Here is a 21,117-nt window from a genome sequence, read left to right on the forward strand (position 1 = left end):
GGGTGGTCCTGCTCCCGGTCTCAGGCAGTCGGGGCAGCGTCGAGGTGCCTTTCCCGACTGCGCACGCTGGCCCATAGCACGACCAGCCAGAACGAGTACATCATGACCCCGCTGTTATGGGCCATGAACACCTGCGAGAGCCCGAAGTCCATGTAGTTGATGGGCAGCAGTACGCCTGCCAGGGCGAGCGCGCGCAGCTTCAGATCCTCCCTGGCCAGCCGTTTCGTGAACAGTTTCAGGGGCACGAGATACAGCGCCAGCAGCAGCACCAGCCCCGGTATGCCCCGTTTCAGCCAGGCATCCAGATATTCGTTATGCACATGGCTGTAATTGCCGATGACCGGACTGGCTACGCCCTCGTCAATCAGTCGGTCACGCGCCTGCTCGTAGCCGTGCAGGCCGTATCCAGCAAGGGGCTTTTGCGGGATCAGCCGGATGGCGGTCTCCCACATCGCAAAGCGCGCTCCCAGCGAGGTATGCGTATCTCCCTGCTCATGGAAGGCCGTCACGTTGCTGAACGCGGCATTGACGCGGTGCTGAATGCCCAGGGAGGGAACGGCGTAGGCCGTGATCATGGCGGTCAGCAGTGTCACCCCCATGGTGAGGGCCCATCGGCGCGGGATGTGCTGTCGGTAGGTTCGGTAAATGACCCACAGGATGATCGGAAACCCGATCCATCCTCCGCGGCTGCCGGACATGAGCGAGCCGAAGATGCCCATGCAGGCGCCCACGGCGAGAAACGCCATCCAGCAACGCGCGCGGGTTCTGGTGCAGGCCCATCCCAGGCCGGCAAGGCACATGACCCCCATCAGCATGTTGAGATCGCCATACTGGATCACGTGCGTGAACCCTCGGGCGCGCTCATTCTCCTCGACCAGCTTCTGCCAGCCGGCCCAGCTTCCGGAGGCCATGGCCCCCAGCGCCAGCCCTGACCACAGCCAGCCATGGCGGGGCGGGTATTTCATGAGAAACATCAGGGCGGGGATGGCCAGCACGAAGCGAATGGGCAGATCCAGTCCGCTGACCCCCTGGCCGTCCCAGCCGGCTTCGAGGGCATTGATGGCGAAAAAGGCCACGAGTACGCCAATGATCAGCCGGTCTTCCCGGTCGGTTTGCGGCCTGTTGCCGGTCACCAGGATTGCCAGCCCGCCCAGTAACAGCAGCGCAGCGCCAAGTGAATAACCGGAAGAAATGATCAGGGCAACGGCGCCCAGCAGAAAAACCGATAGGCTGGAATAAATACTGGTGGCTTTTTTTCCAATTGATATATCGTGATGCAAAATGGCGTCCTTTGATCCATCGACGGCGTACCCACCGACTGCTTTCGCCCCGGTCAGGAGTACAAAATGGTTTTCGGGTACGAATACGGGCCCGGTGACAGGGTCGGCAAACTTGTTATTGACCGCTTCCATGCCTGTCCCGGGGTGGCAGACGCGCACCTGCATGCGGCCAGAGCGTGTGCAGTCCGGTCGCGATTTTAACCACGGGCAAATCGGATATCCAGACTCTTTTCAATGGCCGAAGGGGCAAGAATGTACCGAATACCGGCCGTATTTTTTCCTTTGAAGCAAGGATTTCCATGATGCCGATGAGCTGGAGTTTATTGCTGCTGATTCTTGCAGTGGTCATCGTGTTTGCCCTGGCAGCTTATGCCTGGTCGCTGCATCGTGAGCTGGCAAGAAGGCGGCAGGCCTGGTTAAGCGAACGTGACAGGGCGCGTGATTATTGTTTCGAAAGCCTGGATGTGATCGGTCGGGCAGTGCTGGCGGATCAGGTCGATCTGGTCGAGGGCTGCATTCGCATCAGTGTCATGCTGGATATTCTGGGGCAGGAGTTTGACCCACAGGGTGAGTTCGCCATCTTTGATCGTATAAGACAGCGTACCGAACATCTGCATACCCATGAGGCGAGGGCGCAGCTGACGCCCGGCGAGCGCCTGCGGGAGGACCGCGATCGCTTGCACATTGCCGCTGACGAGCGCGACGCTGTGCATCGGCAGCTCGGGGAGTTGCTCGCATGGATCAGGCAAGCCGATGAAACCGGCACATCGAGCAGGGACAGGAGAGCCTCTTCATGAGCATCGAAAGGGTCATTCATGCTGACGCTTGAGCAGTTGCGGGCGGTCGCTCCCGGTCGTCGTCTCGACCGGTGTCGGCAGCAGCTTGCGGCACGTGTGGAGCAGGTGCCCGGCCACCCCTGTATCGGCTATCGCGCCGGTCGGAGCGGGCCCTGCGTCAGCTGGGAGATTCTGCTCGATCCCGAGGCCGACGCCCTCGATGAGGGCGAGGCAGGACTGCTGCTGACCTTGTTCGAAGCCCTGCAGCATCTGGGGGAAGAGTTGCAGTGCGGAGCCGTCATGCTGCATTTCGGTCCGCTGAACAGGCCGTTGCATGAACTGCGCGCGGCGCTGGGCTGGACGGATATGCACCCCGGTCAGGCTTATCGGGTCATCGTCGGCGAGCCACGCGAGACAGCTGCTACGCTGCTGCCGGAAGCTGCCGGCCCCGGGGTGGCGAGATGGCTGGGCATTACGCTCAGTGGCGTCCGACCCGCTCGCGAAGGCCGGACTGCCGGACGCAGTCCGATCCCGGCAGCCTGTCGCATGGTTCAGGCTCTGCAGCGGTTGCCACTTCAGCTGCCCGAAGAGGAAGGTGCGGCCGAAATCAGCGTGACCCATCTGCGCGGTGGGGAGAGCGGTCATCTGCAAAGTCCCGACTCGGCCCATCTCGAGCTCGTGCTCAGGGCGCGTGACGAGTCGGCGCTTCAGGCGCTGGCGGAAGCGGCGGTTTCACTGGTCAGGGCCGAGGCAGCGGACGAGCTGCTGGGCGTCAACCTGGACTGGCATGAGCTGCCCGGACGCGATCGTTCCGCGGATTACCGGTTGATCGAACGTCTGACCCGGGCGCATGAGCTTGTCCTGAGCTATGGTGATGCCCCCTTTGAATACCAATCGACGTCGAAAGGCTTCGAAGATGATACAGTACCGGTCGTGCTCGGGTTATGCCCGGGGCGACCCCGGCGATGGCGGGCTGGTAGAAGCCGATCTCCTGCCGTGTCCACGGAGCGAACACCGGCTGAATTGGTGATTTCCCTGACCAGATACTATTGTGAGAAAAACAGTGTTTGACAATCATGCCCACATGCTGCAAAACACTGTTCTATCATTGCATCGTCCTCATGTATGGGGCACGTTGTTAATGCTGTCAGGGCACGGAATTGCCTTGATGAAAGAAGGCGTGCCGACTGGCTGAAAGAGTGCAAATGTGCTTTCTTTTGCCAGGCAGGAAGAGTGATTTCTTCTTGTAACGGCCTGAGCGCCTGAACCAGGAGCCGCTGAGTGATCCATGATCACCCGGCGCTTTATATAAAGAAGGAGTCTTGCATGAATAAATCTGCAACTGGCTTACTGCTGGGATCTGCGCTGGTACTGGGCCTCTCCGGCTGTGCCAGTTCCGGTTCGCAGTCCTCCATGTCGAGCAGCAGTGGCAACGACGCATGGTATTCGTCGCCGTTCGTCTGCGGCCTGGCCGGTGGTCTGATCGGTGGTGGCATCGGTTATGGTGTCAGCGGCGATGATGATGAAGAAACCGGTAGTGCCGTGGGTGGCGTTGCTGGCGCAACAGCAGGCGCCCTGTTGTGCTCCAGCAACGAACCTGAAGTGCTGGATTCCGACAATGATGGCGTCCCGGATGATCGCGATCAGTGTCCGGGTACTCCGGCCGGCGTTGCCGTTGATGCCCAGGGCTGCCCGCTGGACAGCGACGGTGATGGCGTTCCGGACTACCAGGATCAGTGCCCGGGTACCCCGGCCGGCGTTGAAGTGAACGCCCAGGGCTGCCCGCTGGACAGCGACGGTGATGGCGTTCCGGATTATCAGGACCAGTGCCCGGATACTCCTGCCGGCGCCAAGGTCAACGCGCTGGGTTGCGTGGCCAACCTCGTGCTGCAGGATGTCAACTTCAAGTTCGACTCTGCCGAACTGACCTCCAACGCTCAGCAGATCCTGGGTGGCGTGGCCGAGAAGCTGAATGCCAACAGCTCCGTGCGTGTCAAGCTGAAGGGCTATACCGATTCCATCGGTACCGAGGCTTACAACAAGGATCTGTCGCAGCGTCGTGCCGATTCGGTCAAGCAGTACCTGGTCAGCGAGGGCGTCAGCGCCGATCGTATCGAAACCCAGGGTTATGGCGAGTCCAACCCGGTTGCGACCAACAGCACCGCCGAAGGCCGTGCCCAGAACCGTCGCACCGAAGTCGAGCCGCTGGGTGATGCCGGTCAGACCATGAACCGTTCGCAGGACAGCGGTTCCATGTAAGACGGTGGACCGACCGGACGGAGATTTTGTCGTAAAGTCTTCCGTCGATCAGAGAGCGCCTTCGGGCGCTCTCTTTTTTTGTCCGACACCTGCGCCTTGCCAGGGTATCGGTCATCAGGGTCGGGGCAATGGTTCCGCTGGACGCCGCCCCGTGTCGCTGGTAACGTTTTCGGCCACTTATTGTCCGGAGCTTGCATGTTGCCGGGCAGTGCGTCCGCGTTACCAGCCTTTTTGAAAAGTCCTTCAAGTGGCCCTTGGTAGGTGGTCACCACTGAACAGTCGAGGAAGATTCATGCCCGTCATTTCACTGCCGGACGGCAGTCAGCGTCAGTTCGATCATCCCGTCTCCATCATGGAAATCGCCCAGTCCATCGGTACCGGTCTTGCCAAAGCTGCCGTGGCCGGTCGGATCAACGGTGTGCTGGTGGATACCGCTGATACCGTGGATCAGGATGCCTCGGTTGAAATCGTGACCGTCCGCGATAATGACGGGCTGGAGATCGTGCGCCACTCCTGTGCCCACCTGCTGGGCCATGCCGTCAAGCAGTTGTATCCCGATGCCAGAATGGCCATCGGCCCGGTCATCGAAGAGGGGTTCTACTACGACATTGACTTCGGGCGCTCGATTACGCCCGAGGATCTCGAAACGATCGAAGCTCGCATGAAGGAGCTGATCGAGCAGGACTACGAGGTCCGCCGCGAGTATGTCGATCGGGACCAGGCGCTGGCCACCTTCGTGGAGCGTGACGAGCCCTACAAGCAGGAGATCGTGCGCGAAATACCTCCCGGCGAAACCATCCGGCTCTACCATCATCAGGAATATGTCGACATGTGCCGCGGGCCTCACGTGCCCAATACCCGGCACCTCAGGGTATTCCGCCTGATGAAGCTGGCCGGTGCCTACTGGCGGGGGGATGCCGAAAGGCCCATGCTGACGCGCATCTACGGTACCGCCTGGGCCGACAGGAAGCAGCTCAATGCCTATATCCAGCGAATCGAAGAGGCCGAAAAGCGGGATCATCGCAAGCTGGCGCGCAAGCTTGATTTGTTTCATACCCAGGAAGAAGCGCCCGGCATGGTGTTCTGGCATCCGCTGGGCTGGACGCTGTGGCAGGTGATCGAGCAGTACATGCGGGGGGTCTACAGGGCAGGTGGCTACCAGGAAATCCGCTGCCCCCAGGTCATGGATGTCTCGCTCTGGAAGAAATCCGGGCACTGGGACAACTATGCCGACAACATGTTCTTCACCGAGTCGGAAAAGCGTGAGTATGCGCTCAAGCCGATGAACTGCCCGGGGCATGTGCAGGTGTTCAACTCCGGGCTGCGCAGCTACCGCGAGCTGCCGGTCCGCTATGGCGAATTCGGTGGTTGTCACCGCAATGAGCCTTCGGGTGCGCTCCATGGCATCATGCGGGTCAGGGCCTTTACCCAGGATGACGGGCACGTGTTCTGCACCGAGTCCCAGGTCGAATCGGAGGTCACGGCCTTTCATCAGCAGGCCCTGCAGGTCTATCGCGACTTCGGGTTCCAGGATATCGCGGTCAAGATCGCACTGCGCCCCGACAAGCGTCTGGGCGAGGATGCCGAGTGGGATCGTGCCGAACAGGCCCTGAGAGGCGCGCTGAGCAGTCATGATGTACAGTGGGAGGAGCTGCCCGGCGAGGGCGCCTTCTACGGCCCCAAGATCGAATATCACATGAAGGACTGCCTGGGCCGGGAGTGGCAGGTCGGCACCATGCAGGTGGATTTCATGATGCCTTCCCGGCTGGGCGCCCAGTACGTGGCAGAGGATGGCAGCCGGCATACCCCGGTGATGCTGCATCGTGCCATTGTCGGCTCGATGGAGCGCTTCATCGGTATCCTGATCGAGCACTACGCGGGGGCCATGCCCCTGTGGCTGGCGCCCGTCCAGGCCATGGTGATGACCATTACCGATGCCCAGGCACAGTATGCCGCCGGTCTGACCGAGCAGCTGCAACAGGCAGGGCTGCGTGTCAAGTCGGACTTGAGGAACGAGAAGATCGGTTTTAAAATTCGTGAGCATACACTGCAGAAGGTTCCTTATCTGCTGGTGGTCGGTGATAAGGAAATCGAAAACGGCAGCGTTGCCGTCCGGACGCGGTCGGGTGAGGATCTGGGATCGATGCCTGTCCCCGAACTGATCGAGCGGCTGACCGCGGAGACCGGGTGAACGCAGTTTCATCTCAACGACGGAGACCTAACGATCAAGCGTAATAATCAGCGTGGACGGCCCCAGGACAAACGGGCCCCGATCAACGACCGTATTCGCGCCGACGAGGTCCGGCTCATCGACAATGACGGTGAGCAGCAGGGTGTCGTATCCCTTGAAGAGGCCCTGGACCGGGCAGCGGAGGCTGAACTGGATCTCGTTCAGATCTCCAATGCCGATCCTATCGTCTGCAAGATCATGGATTACGGCAAGTATCTCTTCGAGCAGAAGAAGCAGAAGGCTGCTCAGAAGAAGAAGCAGAAACAGATCCAGGTCAAGGAAGTCAAGTTCCGGCCTGGCACCGACGAGGGCGACTATCAGGTCAAGATGAAAAACCTGATTCGCTTTCTCGAGGACGGCGACAAGGGCAAGGTCACGCTGCGTTTCCGCGGGCGTGAAATGGCCCATCAGGAGATCGGTCGCCGGCTCATGGAGCGCATTGAAAATGACCTTCAGGAGCTGGCTACCGTGGAGTCCCGTCCGAAAATGGAAGGCCGGCAGATGATCATGATGCTGGCCCCCAGGAAAAAGTGATCCGCTGGCAGTCAAACGGGTACCCTGAGTACCGGCCTCGGGTTTTCTAAAGAAGATCGTGTGGAGTTATCCCATGCCGAAAATCAAGAGCAACAGCGGGGCGGCCAAGCGCTTCCGGCGTACCGCTCACGGCTTCAAGCACAAGCAGTCGTATCGAAGCCACATCCTGACCAAGAAATCCACCAAGCGTAAGCGCCATCTGCGCGGCATGAAGCAGATTCATGACGCCGATCGGCAGCTGATCAATCGGATGCTTCCCTACATCTGAGTCTTACCGGATTTTCTTTCGTCAGGAGTTGAATTATGCCTCGCGTTAAACGTGGTGTCGTCGCACGCCGTCGTCACAAGAAGGTACTCAAGCAGGCCCGCGGTTACTATGGTGCCCGTTCGCGCACCTTCCGTGTTGCCAAGCAGGCGGTCATCAAGGCCGGTCAGTATGCCTACCGCGATCGTCGCCAGCGCAAGCGTCAGTTCCGGGCGCTCTGGATTGCACGCATCAATGCGGCTGCCCGCGCCAACGGCATGTCCTACAGCCGTTTCGTGGCAGGTCTGAAGAAGGCCGGCATCGAGATCGACCGCAAGGTGCTGGCTGACCTGGCGGTACACGAAAAGGCGGCCTTCACTGCCATCGTCGACAAGGCGAAGGCAGCCTGACAGTCGCCGCAGACGGATCTTCATGATCCGGTGGCCCCGGTAACGGGGTGCAGGGGAAGAGTCGAGGCTCTTCCCTTGTTTTTTATGGATGGTCCGAAGATCGTCGGGCAGGTTGCCGCACGCCGGGATCAGAGCCGGAGCGCAGGCATCCGCCGGACCCGAGCGGAAAACATGGAGCAAAGGGATGGAGCATCTATCCTCACTGGTGGCAGAGGCACGAGCGGCGATCGAATCTGCCGAGGATCTGACGACGCTTGATGACATTCGGGTGCGCTATCTGGGCAAGAAGGGGGAGTTGACGGCACTGCTCAAGGGCCTGGGCCAGCTGCCTGCCGAGGAGCGCCCGCGCGCCGGGGAAGCCATCAATCAGGCCAAGCAGACCCTGTCAGGTGAACTGGAAGCGCGCCGGGAGCGGCTCAATACCGCAGCCATGGAAGCGCGTCTGGAAGCCGAGCGCCTGGATGTAACGCTGCCCGGGCGAGGCAGTGCTCCGGGCGGGTTGCACCCCGTGACCCGTACCCTGCAGCGTATCGAAAGGCTGTTTGCCGAAATCGGTTTCGATGTGGCCGAGGGCCCGGAAATCGAGGATGACTATCACAACTTCGAAGCGCTCAACATCCCGGCGCATCATCCCGCCCGGGCAATGCATGACACCTTCTACTTCGACGCCCGCCATCTGCTGCGTACCCATACCTCTCCCGTGCAGATCCGGACCATGAATGAACAGGCGCCGCCGGTGCGGATCGTCTGTCCGGGTCGGGTCTATCGACACGATTCCGATCTCACGCACAGCCCGATGTTCCATCAGGTAGAGGGGCTGGTGGTCGACGAGGGCATCAGTTTCGGTGATCTCAAGGGCACGATCGAGGCCTTCCTCAAGGCGTTTTTCGAGCGCGATCGTCTGGATGTCCGATTCCGGCCTTCCTACTTTCCCTTTACCGAACCCTCGGCTGAGGTGGATATCCAGTGCGTGATGTGCAGCGGCCACGGATGCCGGGTGTGCTCCCATACCGGCTGGCTGGAGGTCATGGGCTGCGGCATGGTGCATCCCAATGTATTCGGCCACGTGAATATCGATGCTGCCCGCTACAGTGGCTTCGCCTTCGGCATGGGGGTCGAACGGCTGGCGATGCTGCGCTATGCCGTCAATGATCTGCGCCTGTTCTTCGACAATGATCTGCGTTTTCTGCGCCAGTTCGGCTGATTCATGCAGCTGTCAGCGTCATAGTTACCGGTTTAGCGAGGCAAGATGAAAGTTTCACAGCAGTGGCTGCGTCAGTGGGTGCCCCTGACGCTGGATGCCCAGACAATGGCCGATCAGCTCACCATGGCCGGTCTGGAGGTGGACAGTGTCGAACGGGTGGCAGGATCGTTCAGCGGTGTGATCGTGGCGCGTGTGGTGTCGGTCGAACCTCATCCCGATGCCGGTCGGTTGAGCGTCTGCGAAGTGGATATCGGGACTTCGGCCGGCCTGCAGGTGGTCTGTGGTGCGCCCAATGTGGCAGTCGACCAGAAGGTGGCCTTCGCCAGGGTCGGTGCCGTGCTGCCGGGTGATTTCCGCATCAGTCAGACCGAGCTGCGTGGCGTGGCATCGAATGGCATGATCTGTGCCGAATCCGAACTGGGGCTGGTGGAAGAGAAATCCCCCGGTATCTGGGTGCTGCCAGCGGATGCTCCGGTTGGTGAGGACCTGCGCGACTGGCTTCAGCTCGATGATGCCACGCTGGATATCGATCTGACCCCCAACCGGGGTGACTGCCTGAGTGTGGCCGGACTGGCCCGCGAGCTGGGCGTGCTCAACCGCCATCCCGTCAGTGTACCCGAGATAGCGGATGTGCCGGCCGTGACGTCCACGGCCTTTGATGTCAGCGTTTCCGCGTCCCGGGGGTGCCCGCGCTATGCGGCGCGGGTCATCGAAGACATCGATATCTCGGTCGACACGCCGCTGTGGATGGTGGAGCGTCTGCGCCGCAGTGGCATACGCTCGATCGACCCCGTGGTTGATGTGACCAACCATGTGATGCTCGAGCTCGGTCAGCCGATGCATGCCTTCGATCTCGAACAGCTGGATCAGCATATCGATGTACGCATGGCCGAGCCCGGAGAGGAGCTGATCCTGCTCGATGGTCAGACAGTCGAGCTGCGCGAGGACACTCTGCTGATTACCGATGCCAGTGGCCCGATTGCCATTGCCGGGGTCATGGGTGGGCAGCGCTCTGCCGTCGGTCGGCAGACCCGTCATGTGGTGCTGGAATCGGCCTTCTTTGCGCCGCTCGGCGCCGCCGGGCAGGCGCGCTCCTATGGACTTCACACGGATGCCTCGCACCGTTTCGAGCGAGGTGTCGATCCGGCCCTGCAGCTGCAGGCGATCGAGCGTGCCACGCGCCTGCTGATCGATATCTGCGGCGGCCAACCCGGCCCGGTGGTTGAAATTGCCAGTCCCGATCACCTCCCGGCCACCCGACAGGTGACCCTCGACAGCACGCGGGCTTCCCGGCTGCTGGGCAGTGCGCTGGGGCATGATGAAATCGTTGATATCCTGACCCGGCTGGGCATGTCGCTGAACGAGCTGATGAGCGGGCACTGGGAGGTCGAAATCCCCAGCTGGCGTTTCGATATCGGTCTGGATGTGGATCTGATCGAAGAGCTGGCACGCATTCACGGCTACAATCGCTTTCCTTCGCGCGCGCCGCAGGCACGCATGGCCCCGAAGGCCATCCCGGAGCAGCGGCTGTCACTGGACCGGCTGCGCGATCAGCTGGTGGCGGCAGGCTACCAGGAAGCCATCACCTACAGTTTCATCTCCCGTGAACAGCAGGCGCTGCTGACGCCTGAAAGCCAGGCCCCCGAGCTGGCGAATCCGATCTCCTCGGACATGGCCGTGATGCGTTCCAGCCTCTGGCCCGGGCTGATCCGTGCGCTGCAGCACAACCTCAATCGCCAGCAGACCCGCATCAGGCTGTTCGAGATGGGGCAGGTGTTCCAGGGTGATCTCGATTCGCTGCAGCAGTATTCCACGCTTGCCGGCGTCATCTGTGGTCCACGGGAGCCCGAAGGCTGGCTTTCGCACCGTGAGCATGTCGATTTCTTCGATCTCAAGGGGGACGTTGAATCGCTGATCGCACTGGGCGGCGATCCTGCTGCATGGCGTTTCGAGGCGGCCGAACATCCGGTATTGCATCCGGGCCAGTCGGCGCGACTGCTTCACCATGAGCGTCCGGTGGGCTGGCTGGGGGCGCTGCATCCCCGGGTGCGCGAAAGGCTGGATATCCGGGTCGGCGTGCTGGTTTTCGAGATCGAGCTCGAGGCGATTCAACAGGCGGCGCTGCCGGTGTTTACCCCGCTGTCACGCTATCCCGAAGTGCGGCGCGATCTGGCACTGATCGTCAACGAGCAGCTGCCGGTCGATGAGCTGCTGACACTCATACGCCGGCATGGCGGCGAGCATCTCAGGGAGTTGCGTCTGTTTGATGTCTATCAGGGCTCGGGGGTCGAGTCCGGCTACAAGAGTATTGCCCTGGGGTTGACCTGGCAGCATGCTTCGCGCACGCTCACCGATGAAGAAATCAACCACCTGGTTGATGCCATCGTCAACGAGGCATCGAATCGCTTCGGAGCCACCCTGCGCGGTCAGGGGGGAAGCGCCTGACAGGGAAAACGGACATGAGCGCGTTGACCAAGGCGGAACTCGCCGAACATCTGCACGCCGAACTTGGCTTCTCGAAACGGGAAGCCAAGCTGATGGTGGAGCGTTTCTTTGACGAGATTCGCAGTTGCCTGCGCGAAAACGAGCAGGTCAAGCTTTCGGGATTCGGCAATTTTGACCTGCGTGACAAGCGCGAAAGGCCCGGTCGCAATCCCAAGACCGGTGAGGAGATTCCCATCTCCGCTCGCCGGGTGGTGACGTTTCGGCCCGGTCAGAAGCTCAAGAGCCGTATCGAGCATCACGACGATCAGCTCTCCGATTCGGCCACCGATACGGCCTCGAACTGAGCCGGCGACTTCCGAAAGACCGAGACCCCGCCGGGTGCCATGACTTCCCTTCTGCCATGTTCGCCGCTGCAACCCACGCATGCAGCGAGCATGGTAGGATGGGGGCTGGCATTCAATGAGGAGTCGAGCAGTCGTGCCCAGCATGCGTATTTTCGTGGCGACCGTTTACGGTGGCGCACTTGATGTGGCCGAACTGTCGCAACCGCAATGTGAAGAGGCCGGATTCCAGGTCGAAATTCTCGAGGAGCCCGAGCTCGGGCATCTGCTGGATACTCCGCCGGATATTGCACTGTTCTGCATTTCCACTACCGGCTCGGGAGATTTTCCGGGCAACTTCATGCGTTTTGCCGATCATCTCGCGGAGCAGCAGCCGGATCTGACCGGCCAGCGTTATGGACTGATCGCCATGGGCGACAGCAGCTACGATACCTTTTGTGGTGCAGGCCGAAAGCTGGATGGCATTCTGCAGCAGTGTGGAGCACAGCGTGTCGGTAAGCGGCTGGAAGTCGACGCCTCGCGCACCCCGATGGCAGATGACGAAGCCCTGCCATGGATCGAGTCCTGGCTGCCCGCTGCCCGGGAAAGCCTGCAGTGAGCCAGTCGGGAACGCGCGAGCGGCTTTCGGCCGAGCGTGCCTCCGCGCTGATCGGCCTGCTGCTGGTCATGCTTTCGGCGATGCCCGGCTACTGGTTGCTGGGGGATCATCAGCGATTGATGCTGGCTGTCAGTGTCTTCGTGGCTGCAGCCATGCTGACGCTGCTGCTGTTATGGCGCATGAGCGGCAGCCAGCGCCGGCGGTTATGGCGCATGGGATCGCAGCTGCTGCTCTGCTTCGTGATCGGCTGTGCGATCATGAGTATCTGGAGCGAGCTGAGCGCCGACATGCGCCATCTGCCGCGCTGGGCCACCATGCTGCCTGCGGGCACGACCACCGGGCTGCTGCTGCACGTGGTGGTGTGCTGGTGGCGGCTGCCCCGGGATGAATCCTGAGGCAGCCCCGTGGCTCGTTGTCAGTGCGAAGCCAGGGTGTAACAGGGTTCGTACTCGCTGCCCGGCAGCTTCATTCTCTTCTGTGCCACGAAGGATTTCAGCAGCTCGTCCAGATGGTGCATCAGACCGGGTTCGGCATTGAGCTGGAAGGGGCCGTGCTGCTCGATGGAGCGGATGCCGAACTCCTTGACGTTGCCGGCCACGATGCCCGAAAAGGCCCGGCGCAGGTTGGCGGCCAGGTCGTGAATGCCCTGGTCGGGGTGCAGATGCAGGCCGGCCATGCTCTCGTGGGTCGGCGTGAATGGAAGCTGAAAATCCGCAGGTATGGTCAGGCGCCAGTTGAAGTAAAAGGCGTCCTGATGATCCCGCCTGAACTCGGAAACCTCATTCACGCCCTGAAGCATGGCGCGTGCCACTTCGACCGGATCATCAATGATGATCCGGTAGCGATTGCGCGCGTCCTCTCCCAGCGTATAGGCAATGAACTCGTCGATGCGCCGGAAATAATCGGCACTGGAAGCCGGGCCGGTCAGGATGACCGGAAAGGGGATGTCGGCGTTGGCCGGGTGGAGCAGTACCCCCAGCAGATAAAGGATCTCTTCGGCAGTGCCGGCGCCGCCGGGAAAGATGACGATGCCGTGGCCCAGGCGGATGAAGGCCTCGAGCCGTTTTTCAATATCCGGCATGATGACCAGTTCATTGACGATCGGGTTGGGTGATTCGGCGGCAATGATGCCGGGTTCCGAAATGCCCAGATAGCGACTGTCGCGCCGGCGCTGCTTGGCATGTGCCACGTTGGCGCCCTTCATCGGACCCTTCATGGCGCCGGGACCACAGCCGGTGCAGATGTCGAGATCGCGCAACCCCAGGTGATAGCCGACATACTTGCTGTAATCGTACTCCTCGCGGGAGATGGAGTGCCCACCCCAGCAGACCACCAGACTGGGCTCGCGGGAAGGTTTCATGACACCTGCGTTGCGCAGGATATGAAAGACCGCATTGGTGATGCCTTCCTGGGAGTGCAGGTCGAAGCGATGCTGCTGCTCGATCTCATTGGAGACATAGACGATGTCGCGCAGCACCGAGGAGAGCAGCTCACGAATGCCGCGGATCATGCGGCCATCCACGAAGGCCTGAGCGGGCGCATTGGTCAGCTTGAGCCGGACGCCGCGATCCTGCTGAACGATCTCGATATCGAAATCGTGATAGGTCTCCAGCACGCTGCGACTGTCATCGGTACTGCCGCCGTAGTTGAGGATGGCCAGTGCGCACTGGCGCAGGACGTCATGGATGCCCTGTTGCGAGGTGTCACGCAGCCGGTTGACTTCCAGCTGGGAGAGCACTTCAAGACTGCCTTCCGGGGCTATGGTGGTCGATATCTTGTCGGGGTAGCTCATGCTCGGTCTCTATCCTGTGTGCTCGGCCGATGTATCGTCGCAGGCGGGTGCGTGCATGCCATGTCATGGCGTACTCGCTGGCGTGGTCTCATGTTTCGGTACGCTTGAGTGCCTGATGCCAGAGCTCCCTGATGCGATACCGATCGGGATCTTCCATGCCGTCCTGGTCAAAGGCCATTTCCAGCCAATCCTGATAGGTGTGATCAAACTCCTCAGCACTGACTTCGGCAGGGTCGTATTCGGCCATTTCCAGTACCAGCTCGAGCTGGGGAATCATGTAACCGATCGAGAACAGGTCCTCGTCGCCGGCTTCCTGCTCCATGGCCAGCAGTGTGCTTTTCAACTGATAGGCTCGTGCGACGAAGGGATCCTGCATGATCGGGCACCTCACGTGGTTTGATGACCAATGATGCTAACATGTGTCTTGATGGAGCTCATGCGGTGTGGTGCGGACTCTGTTATGATGTGCATTCCAACTCCCTGATCCAGGACGATTCGCATCGTGCGGTTGCCGCCAGGGGACGCAACCTGTCGAGTGATACTTGAGCGCCGATGTTCAACGCCCAGTACTTCCGAACCTTCATTACACTGGTGGAAACCGGCAGCTTTACGCATACCGCGCGTAAGCTGGAAATGACCCAGCCCGGTGTCAGTCAGCATATCCGCAAGCTCGAGCAATATCTGGGGCGGACCCTGCTGCGTCGTCATGGACGGCGTTTTACCCTGACCGAAGCCGGCAGGCGCAGTTACGATTATGCCATTCGGCTGTTCGCCGAGCATGAACAGTTTCGTCATTCGCTTGACGATGAGTCGCTTGATACCGGGGATTGCCGGATCGCCAGTCCGGCCAGTGTCGGGTTGATCTTCTATCCGTTTGCACTGGGGTATCAGCAGATTCATGCCGGGCTGACCATCAGTTACAACTTTGCCTTCAATGACGAGATCGTGCAGGACGTGCTGGCGGGGCGATGTGATGTCGGTATCGTGACATCGCTATCGCGTCATCCGGATCTCTCTTTCGAGCTCTGGCATCACGAACCGCTCTGTCTGGTCGTGCCCGCCGATTTCCGGGGCAATTCGCTCAATGAGCTGATGGCACTGGGTTTCGTCAATTACGCCGATGGCGTACATAATGCCAGTCAGCTGCTGCGGGAAAACTATGCCGGTGAATTCCGGTCGATCAGTCATTTCCCGCAGAAGGGCTACACCAATGATGTCAGTGTGGTATTGGATGCAGTCGCCCGCGGGCTCGGTTTTACCGTGGTTCCCCGCTCGGTGCTGGAAACCTCTCCCTGGCAGCGTCAGGTGAGAGAGCTGTCCCTGACCACATCGGTCTATGAGGCGCTCTATCTGGTGACCCGGCAGGGCAGCGAACTGCCGCGTCGCTACGGGCAGTTGCTGGCCGATTTCCGTCAGGAGCGGCGTAATACGCTTTACGGCTACAGTGAAGCCCCGGCAACCGACAGTGGCTGATAGGTGCTGCCTCCCTCCGGGGCGATGATGCTTTCCAGCAGGGCAATGCGATCGAAGTGGCACTGCATGGAGACGTCGCGCCGGGGCCAGGGTTCGGGATTGCGACTGCGGGCCAGGGTAATATGGGGCCTGAAGTCGTGACGATCGTTCGCCAGTCCGGCAATCTCCGGGAATTCCAGCAGATGCCGGTGCCACGATTGTGGCGTGGCAGCTTCATCGGACGGCATTGCGGTGGTTGTGAATGTCAGCGTCCAGGTGCGTCCGGGGCGATCCGGATCCGGAAAGCCCTGCAGTTCCCGGGCCGTGGCCCGGGCTCCCCTGAAACCTTCGAACATTTGCTGACCGAGCGCACTCAGCTGCTGACGTGTGTCGGGGCTGCATGAACCGAGAAAGGCAAGCGTGACATGCCAGTTCCGGGGAGGCACCCAGCGTATTGCCCGTGAGCTCTCCGGGAAGTCGAAGGCAAGGGCCCGACTGCGGAGACGCAGCATGGCCCGGCGGGTAGCTTCATCGGGCATCAGGGCCAGAAACAGTCGGTGTTGCCCGGTATCAGTCACGGTACTCATCAATGCTCGGACAGCTGCAGATCAGGTTGCGGTCACCGTGAACATTATCCACCCGGCTGACCGATGGCCAGAACTTGGCCTGTTTGACGGCCTCGCTGGGGAAGGCGGCCAGTTCACGACTGTAGGGGTAGGGCCACTCTTCGGCATAGAGATCGCGCTGGGTATGAGGTGCATTCACCAGTGGATTGTTGTCGCCGCTCCATTCCCCGTGTTCGATCCGACGAATCTCGTGGCGAATGGCAATCATGGCATCACAGAAGCGATCCAGCTCGAGCAGTGATTCCGATTCGGTGGGCTCCACCATCAGGGTGCCGGCCACCGGGAAGGACATGGTAGGGGCGTGGAACCCGTAGTCCATCAGACGCTTGGCAATATCTTCCTCATCGATGCCGCAGCCATTCTTGATCGAGCGGATATCGATGATGCACTCGTGCGCCACCGTACCCTTGTCGCCTCGGTAGAGGATCGGGTAGTGACTTTCCAGCCGGCTGGCAATGTAGTTGGCACCGAGGATGGCGATTTCACTGGCTTCACGCAGTCCGCGTGCGCCCATCATGGTGATGTAGGCCCAGGAGATCGGCAGTATCAGTGCGCTGCCGTAGGCGGCAGCCGACACGGCTGTCCCCGGGGTGAACCGTCGGTGTCCGCCGAAAACATGGTCAGGCAGATGGGGGGCCAGATGTGCCTTCACCCCGATCGGGCCCATGCCCGGTCCGCCACCGCCATGGGGAATGCAGAAGGTCTTGTGCAGATTGAGGTGTGAGACATCACCGCCGTAGTCGCCTGGCCGGCAGAGGCCGGTCTGGGCATTCATGTTGGCGCCATCGATGTAGACCTGACCGCCGTGTTCATGAACGATGCGGCAGGCTTCCTGGATATCGGCCTCGAAAACGCCATGCGTGGATGGGTAGGTCAGCATGATCGCCGAGAGCTGGGCGGCGTGCTCGGCAGCCTTCCGGCGCAGGTCATCCATGTCGATGTTACCGCGCACATCGCACTCCACCACGACCACCTTCATCCGCGCCATGGCGGCCGAGGCCGGATTGGTACCATGGGCCGAGCTCGGGATCAGGCAGATATGGCGATGCCCTTCGCCCTGTTCCTGCTGATAGCGACGAATTGCCACCAGGCCGGCATATTCGCCCTGGGCGCCGGAGTTGGGCTGCATGGAAACGGTATCGTAGCCGGTGATATCGGCCAGCTGCCTGATGAGATCCTCGATCAGACGGTGATAGCCCTCGACCTGATCGCGCGGAGCAAAGGGGTGAATGCGAGTGCACTCCGGCCATGACAGCGGTGCCATTTCGGTGGTGGCATTGAGCTTCATGGTACATGAGCCCAGCGGAATCATGGCATGGGTCAGTGACAGATCCCGGTTTTCCAGCCGCTTCAGGTAACGCAGCATTTCCGTTTCACTGCGGTATCGCTGAAAAACCGGATGGGTCAGGTAGGTACTCTGACGCTGACAGCGGTCCGGTATATGTGTTTCGCCGGCTTCGATGACCCGGCGATCCAGAGTCTCGATATCGCTTTCGCTCTCCTTGCCGGAAAGGATGCGAATCAGGGCGAGCACATCCTCGGCAGTGGTGGTCTCATCGAAACTCACGCCGATGCGGCCATCCGCGTGATAGCGCAGGTTGCGATTATCGGCCAGGGCCCGGGTCTCGATGGCTTCACGATCCAGATCGCTGAAGGTCAGGGTATCGAAGAAGCCGTGATTGTCCGGTCGAATGCCCCGTGGCGCCAGGCCCTCGGTGAGCAGGGCGGTCAGACGGTGGATGCGGCTGGCGATGGTATGCAGGCCATCGGCACCGTGATAGACCGCATAAAAGCCGGCCAGATTGGCCAGCAGGGCCTGGGCGGTACAGATGTTCGAGGTCGCCTTTTCCCGGCGAATATGCTGCTCGCGGGTCTGCATCGCCATGCGCAGGGCAACTCCGCCATGGCGATCGCGCGAGACGCCGATGACCCGCCCGGGAATGGAGCGCTTGAGGCGGTTGGTTACCGCAAGATAGGCGGCATGCGGGCCACCGAATCCCATCGGAATGCCGAAGCGCTGGGCGGAACCGAGCACGATATCGGCGCCCATCTCGCCGGGTGGGGTCAGCAGGGTCAGCGCCAGCAGGTCGGCGGCCACGGCCACCATGGCGCCATTGTGCCGGGCAGTATCGATCAAGGGCTGCAGATCAATGACGCGCCCGTCATCGCCGGGATATTGCAGCAGGGCACCGAACACCTGATAGTCGCCCACACGCTCGGCATCATCGACAATCAGCTCGATATCCTGCCACTCGGCGCGGGTGCGCAGTACATCAAGGGTCTGGGGAAACACGTCCCGTGCCACGAAAAAGCACTGGCTACCGGCCTTGCGATTGGCGCGATGGCAGAGCGTCATCGCTTCCGCGGCTGCGGTTGCCTCGTCCAGCAGCGAGGCATTGGCCACCCCCATGCCGGTCAGGTCCATGACCATCTGCTGGAAATTGAGCAGGCCTTCCAGCCGCCCCTGGGCAATCTCGGGCTGGTAGGGGGTATAGGCCGTATACCAGCCGGGGTTCTCCAGCACGTTGCGCGCAATGACAGCCGGCATGATGGTGTCGTAGTAACCGGCACCGATGTGGCTGCGGGCAACCCGGTTGTGGCTCATCAGGCTTCTGAGGTGCTCGAGTGTCTCCTGCTCGCCCCGCGGGCCGGCCAGTGGCAGTTCACCCTTGAGCCGGATATCAGCTGGAATGGTGCGATCGATGAGCGAGGCGATGCTGCCTTCGCCAAGCGTATCCAGCATCGTGGCAATGGCTCGGGTATCGGGGCCGATATGGCGACCGATAAAGGCATCCCGGTGATTCAGATCGGTCAGCGGACGAGCATCAGAAACCATGAAGTATCCTGTCTTCCGAAAGGAAATGGTGCCACGGCACCAGATCGGGTGCCCGGCGTCGAACGGTGCTGTTCGGCACGCCGGGGACATCGGCTACGGGGTAGGAGAGCAGCGCCGTGGGCGGCGCTGCCCGGTGATCAGTCGTCGGCGGCCGCCACCAGTTCACTGTAGGCTTCGCTGCTGAGCAGCTTTTCGAGCTCACTGGCATCGTCAAGGCGCAGCTTGATCAGCCAGGCATTGTCGTAAGGGCTCTCGTTGACGCTTTCGGGAGCGTCCTCGAGGGCCTCGTTGATCTCGATTACCTCTCCGCCGAGGGGCGCATAAAGATCGGAAGCTGCCTTGACGGATTCGACCACACCGAACTCCTCGCCGGCCTTCAGGGTTCGGCCGAGCTCGGGAAGTTCGACGAATACCACATCGCCCAGCGACTGCTGGGCATGATCGGTAATGCCGATGGTGGCAGTACCATCCCCGTTGTCCTGAATCCACTCGTGACTATCGGTGTAGTGAAGATTGTCAGGGATCTGGCTCATGATGAATATCCTGTTATTGGTCGAGCCCGCACCGCCGCGGCCGACAAGACCACCTGCGATCACGGAGGTCGCTGACGATACCGTTGCACCGGGATGCGCCCCGGATGGGCAGGGCCATGACTGCGCTGGCAGGCAGAAGTGACCGGAACTGCTGATACAGCGGCATTGTTGCGTGTAACACGGGAGTTTCCGATCGGAAACTTTTTGCCTATCGTAAGCACCTTCGGCGGTAACGAAAAGGGATCAGACAAAAAAAACGTGCGATCCCCGGCCGGAAGCTGCGGCGAGATGCCGGGAGGCAACAGGCTGCCCTCCGGGTTCTGTGCTGCTTGCAGCCGGATGCTGCCATTTTCCGTCAATTCCAGGAGACTCGATCCCATGTCCGACGATCTGCTGCATACACCGCTTCATGATCTGCATCAGCAATCAGGAGCGAAGTTCGTGTCCTTTGCCGGTTATGCCATGCCCGTTCAGTTTGCACCGGGGGTCAAGCGCGAGCATGAGCATGTCCGCCAGCGGTGCGGTTTGTTCGATGTGTCGCACATGGGGCAAATTCTGCTGCATGGCAGTCAGGTGGCGGCAGCACTCGAACGGGTATCGCCCATCGATGCCTGCGGACTGAAGGAAGGACGTCAGCGCTACGGCCTCTTTACCAACAACAATGGTGGTCTGCACGATGATTTCATGGCCGTCAATGCCGGCGACCACTTCTATCTCGTGGTCAATGCCGCTCGTCGCAGTGCCGATCTGGTGCTGTTGCAGACAGGGCTGGGCGAGGGTGTCGAGATCGAGGTGCTGGAGGACAGGGCGCTGCTGGCCCTGCAGGGGCCTGAAGCACGTGACGTGCTGGGCAGGCTCTGCCCTGAAGTAAAGGACATGGTCTTCATGGATCATCGGCGTGTCGAAATCGAGAGGATTCCGGTATGGGCCAGCTGCTCAGGGTATACGGGCGAGGATGGTTTCGAACTGTCGGTACCCTCCGATCAGGCCGAGGCGCTTGCCCGGCGTCTGCTGGCATTCGAAGCGGTCGAGCCGATCGGCCTTGGGGCAAGGGATTCACTGCGACTGGAAGCCGGGCTGTGCCTCTATGGCCATGATCTTGACGAGACCACGACCCCGGCCGATGCCAGCCTGGGCTGGGCAATCGGCAAGGCCCGACGTCAGGGCGGCGAGCGTGAAGGTGGCTTTCCCGGGGCCGATGTCATCCTGACCCAGCTGGCCAATCGGGACAGTCCGCGTATCCGGGTCGGCCTGCTGGGCAGGACACGTACTCCGGTGCGCGAAGGCACGCGACTCCATGACAGTGAGGGTACGGAAATCGGCCAGGTCACATCCGGGACCTTCGGCCCCAGTGTGGGAGCGCCGATCGCCATGGCCTATCTGGAGCGCGACTGGGCAGAGCGCGAGCAGGTCGTGCATGCCGAGGTGCGCGGCAAGCGTCAGCCGATGCAGGTAAGTGCCATGCCCTTTGTGCCGCCGAGGTATTATCGCGGCTGATTTATACCGTTATCCTTGTTGTATGCAAACCAGCTGCCGATCCTGTAGATAGTGAGCGAG

20 protein-coding genes are annotated in these 21,117 nt (G+C 61.0%); 14 read left to right on the forward strand and 6 right to left on the reverse strand.

Annotation, left to right across the window (positions count from 1 at the left end; genetic code table 11):
* Positions 1 to 20: 20 nt before the first annotated feature.
* A complete protein-coding gene (locus C7446_RS05270) occupies positions 21 to 1,133 on the reverse strand; it encodes an O-antigen ligase family protein (RefSeq protein ID WP_245977709.1) in 1,113 nt (370 codons plus the stop codon).
* A 323-nt stretch (positions 1,134 to 1,456) separates the two neighbouring features.
* Between C7446_RS05270 and C7446_RS05275 the strand changes: the two genes are divergently transcribed.
* The 12 genes from C7446_RS05275 to C7446_RS05330 all read left to right on the forward strand — a co-directional run bounded on the left by C7446_RS05275 (position 1,457) and on the right by C7446_RS05330 (position 12,716).
* Positions 1,457 to 2,077 carry a DUF2489 domain-containing protein gene (locus C7446_RS05275; protein WP_147408727.1) on the forward strand — a complete coding sequence of 207 codons (621 nt, stop codon included), beginning with the start codon at positions 1,457 to 1,459 and terminating at the stop codon, positions 2,075 to 2,077.
* Positions 2,078 to 2,095: 18 nt separating this feature from the next.
* Positions 2,096 to 3,127 (forward strand): zinc-binding metallopeptidase family protein, encoded by a 1,032-nt coding sequence (locus C7446_RS16270; protein ID WP_147408728.1) that lies wholly within the window; start codon positions 2,096 to 2,098, stop codon positions 3,125 to 3,127.
* Positions 3,128 to 3,382: 255 nt separating this feature from the next.
* Positions 3,383 to 4,315 carry an OmpA family protein gene (locus tag C7446_RS05285; protein WP_121172027.1) on the forward strand — a complete coding sequence of 311 codons (933 nt, stop codon included), beginning with the start codon at positions 3,383 to 3,385 and terminating at the stop codon, positions 4,313 to 4,315.
* Between the two features lie 292 nt (positions 4,316 to 4,607).
* Positions 4,608 to 6,506: a threonine--tRNA ligase gene (gene thrS, locus C7446_RS05290; protein ID WP_121172029.1), complete on the forward strand. Its 1,899-nt coding sequence runs from the start codon at positions 4,608 to 4,610 to the stop codon at positions 6,504 to 6,506.
* Positions 6,507 to 6,539: 33 nt separating this feature from the next.
* Positions 6,540 to 7,079: a translation initiation factor IF-3 gene (gene infC, locus C7446_RS05295; RefSeq protein ID WP_121172031.1), complete on the forward strand. Its 540-nt coding sequence runs from the start codon at positions 6,540 to 6,542 to the stop codon at positions 7,077 to 7,079.
* Between the two features lie 73 nt (positions 7,080 to 7,152).
* A complete protein-coding gene (gene rpmI, locus C7446_RS05300) occupies positions 7,153 to 7,347 on the forward strand; it encodes a 50S ribosomal protein L35 (protein ID WP_121172033.1) in 195 nt (64 codons plus the stop codon).
* Positions 7,348 to 7,382: 35 nt separating this feature from the next.
* Entirely contained in the window at positions 7,383 to 7,733 is a 351-nt protein-coding gene (gene rplT, locus C7446_RS05305) for a 50S ribosomal protein L20 (protein ID WP_121172035.1), read from the forward strand.
* A gap of 184 nt (positions 7,734 to 7,917) precedes the next feature.
* A complete protein-coding gene (gene pheS, locus C7446_RS05310) occupies positions 7,918 to 8,937 on the forward strand; it encodes a phenylalanine--tRNA ligase subunit alpha (RefSeq protein ID WP_121172038.1) in 1,020 nt (339 codons plus the stop codon).
* Positions 8,938 to 8,982: 45 nt separating this feature from the next.
* A complete protein-coding gene (pheT, locus tag C7446_RS05315; RefSeq protein ID WP_121172040.1) occupies positions 8,983 to 11,382 on the forward strand; it encodes a phenylalanine--tRNA ligase subunit beta in 2,400 nt (799 codons plus the stop codon).
* A gap of 14 nt (positions 11,383 to 11,396) precedes the next feature.
* A complete protein-coding gene (locus C7446_RS05320; protein WP_121172042.1) occupies positions 11,397 to 11,726 on the forward strand; it encodes an integration host factor subunit alpha in 330 nt (109 codons plus the stop codon).
* A gap of 142 nt (positions 11,727 to 11,868) precedes the next feature.
* Positions 11,869 to 12,321, forward strand: coding sequence for a flavodoxin domain-containing protein (locus tag C7446_RS05325; RefSeq protein WP_425454106.1), 453 nt, complete (start codon positions 11,869 to 11,871; stop codon positions 12,319 to 12,321).
* A complete protein-coding gene (locus C7446_RS05330) occupies positions 12,318 to 12,716 on the forward strand; it encodes a hypothetical protein (RefSeq protein WP_121172046.1) in 399 nt (132 codons plus the stop codon). The genes C7446_RS05325 and C7446_RS05330 overlap by 4 nt, the downstream gene beginning before the upstream one ends.
* Before the next feature lie 20 nt (positions 12,717 to 12,736).
* Here the strand turns inward: C7446_RS05330 and ppnN are convergent, their stop codons facing one another.
* Complete coding sequence (gene ppnN, locus C7446_RS05335; RefSeq protein ID WP_121172048.1) at positions 12,737 to 14,113, reverse strand: nucleotide 5'-monophosphate nucleosidase PpnN; 1,377 nt, start codon at positions 14,111 to 14,113, stop codon at positions 12,737 to 12,739.
* Positions 14,114 to 14,201: 88 nt separating this feature from the next.
* The gene (locus tag C7446_RS05340; protein ID WP_121172050.1) at positions 14,202 to 14,489 is read right to left on the reverse strand and encodes a YfcL family protein; all 288 of its coding nucleotides are present in this window, start codon (positions 14,487 to 14,489) and stop codon (positions 14,202 to 14,204) included.
* Between the two features lie 176 nt (positions 14,490 to 14,665).
* Between C7446_RS05340 and C7446_RS05345 the strand changes: the two genes are divergently transcribed.
* The gene (locus tag C7446_RS05345) at positions 14,666 to 15,586 is read left to right on the forward strand and encodes a LysR family transcriptional regulator (protein ID WP_121172052.1); all 921 of its coding nucleotides are present in this window, start codon (positions 14,666 to 14,668) and stop codon (positions 15,584 to 15,586) included.
* Here the strand turns inward: C7446_RS05345 and thpR are convergent.
* The 3 genes from thpR to gcvH form a co-directional block, all read right to left on the reverse strand.
* Positions 15,553 to 16,152, reverse strand: coding sequence for an RNA 2',3'-cyclic phosphodiesterase (gene thpR, locus C7446_RS05350; protein WP_121172054.1), 600 nt, complete (start codon positions 16,150 to 16,152; stop codon positions 15,553 to 15,555). The two genes, C7446_RS05345 and thpR, sit on opposite strands and share 34 nt — an antisense overlap.
* Positions 16,136 to 19,027: an aminomethyl-transferring glycine dehydrogenase gene (gene gcvP / locus C7446_RS05355; RefSeq protein ID WP_121172056.1), complete on the reverse strand. Its 2,892-nt coding sequence runs from the start codon at positions 19,025 to 19,027 to the stop codon at positions 16,136 to 16,138. Before gcvP ends, thpR begins: the two co-directional genes overlap by 17 nt.
* Before the next feature lie 137 nt (positions 19,028 to 19,164).
* The gene (gene gcvH, locus C7446_RS05360) at positions 19,165 to 19,560 is read right to left on the reverse strand and encodes a glycine cleavage system protein GcvH (protein WP_121172058.1); all 396 of its coding nucleotides are present in this window, start codon (positions 19,558 to 19,560) and stop codon (positions 19,165 to 19,167) included.
* Positions 19,561 to 19,938: 378 nt separating this feature from the next.
* On the opposite strand from gcvH, the gene gcvT reads away from it, so the two are divergent.
* A complete protein-coding gene (gene gcvT, locus C7446_RS05365) occupies positions 19,939 to 21,057 on the forward strand; it encodes a glycine cleavage system aminomethyltransferase GcvT (protein ID WP_121172060.1) in 1,119 nt (372 codons plus the stop codon).
* Positions 21,058 to 21,117 lie beyond the last annotated feature (60 nt).

The organism is Kushneria sinocarnis, assembly GCF_003633775.1.
GTDB classification, from domain to species: domain Bacteria; phylum Pseudomonadota; class Gammaproteobacteria; order Pseudomonadales; family Halomonadaceae; genus Kushneria; species Kushneria sinocarnis.

Excerpts from the sequence above, each read along its gene's own strand:
- gcvH (WP_121172058.1), bottom strand. The coding sequence starts at position 19,560 with ATGAGCCAGATCCCTGACAATCTTCACTACACCGATAGTCACGAGTGG.
- C7446_RS05320 (WP_121172042.1), top strand. The coding sequence starts at position 11,397 with ATGAGCGCGTTGACCAAGGCGGAACTCGCCGAACATCTGCACGCCGAA.
- rplT (WP_121172035.1), top strand. The coding sequence starts at position 7,383 with ATGCCTCGCGTTAAACGTGGTGTCGTCGCACGCCGTCGTCACAAGAAG.
- C7446_RS05325 (WP_425454106.1), top strand. The coding sequence starts at position 11,869 with ATGCGTATTTTCGTGGCGACCGTTTACGGTGGCGCACTTGATGTGGCC.
- ppnN (WP_121172048.1), bottom strand. The coding sequence starts at position 14,113 with ATGAGCTACCCCGACAAGATATCGACCACCATAGCCCCGGAAGGCAGT.
- gcvT (WP_121172060.1), top strand. The coding sequence starts at position 19,939 with ATGTCCGACGATCTGCTGCATACACCGCTTCATGATCTGCATCAGCAA.
- C7446_RS05345 (WP_121172052.1), top strand. The coding sequence starts at position 14,666 with ATGTTCAACGCCCAGTACTTCCGAACCTTCATTACACTGGTGGAAACC.
- C7446_RS05340 (WP_121172050.1), bottom strand. The coding sequence starts at position 14,489 with ATGCAGGATCCCTTCGTCGCACGAGCCTATCAGTTGAAAAGCACACTG.
- thrS (WP_121172029.1), top strand. The coding sequence starts at position 4,608 with ATGCCCGTCATTTCACTGCCGGACGGCAGTCAGCGTCAGTTCGATCAT.
- pheT (WP_121172040.1), top strand. The coding sequence starts at position 8,983 with ATGAAAGTTTCACAGCAGTGGCTGCGTCAGTGGGTGCCCCTGACGCTG.
- pheS (WP_121172038.1), top strand. The coding sequence starts at position 7,918 with ATGGAGCATCTATCCTCACTGGTGGCAGAGGCACGAGCGGCGATCGAA.
- C7446_RS05285 (WP_121172027.1), top strand. The coding sequence starts at position 3,383 with ATGAATAAATCTGCAACTGGCTTACTGCTGGGATCTGCGCTGGTACTG.
- thpR (WP_121172054.1), bottom strand. The coding sequence starts at position 16,152 with ATGAGTACCGTGACTGATACCGGGCAACACCGACTGTTTCTGGCCCTG.
- rpmI (WP_121172033.1), top strand. The coding sequence starts at position 7,153 with ATGCCGAAAATCAAGAGCAACAGCGGGGCGGCCAAGCGCTTCCGGCGT.
- C7446_RS16270 (WP_147408728.1), top strand. The coding sequence starts at position 2,096 with ATGCTGACGCTTGAGCAGTTGCGGGCGGTCGCTCCCGGTCGTCGTCTC.
- gcvP (WP_121172056.1), bottom strand. The coding sequence starts at position 19,027 with ATGGTTTCTGATGCTCGTCCGCTGACCGATCTGAATCACCGGGATGCC.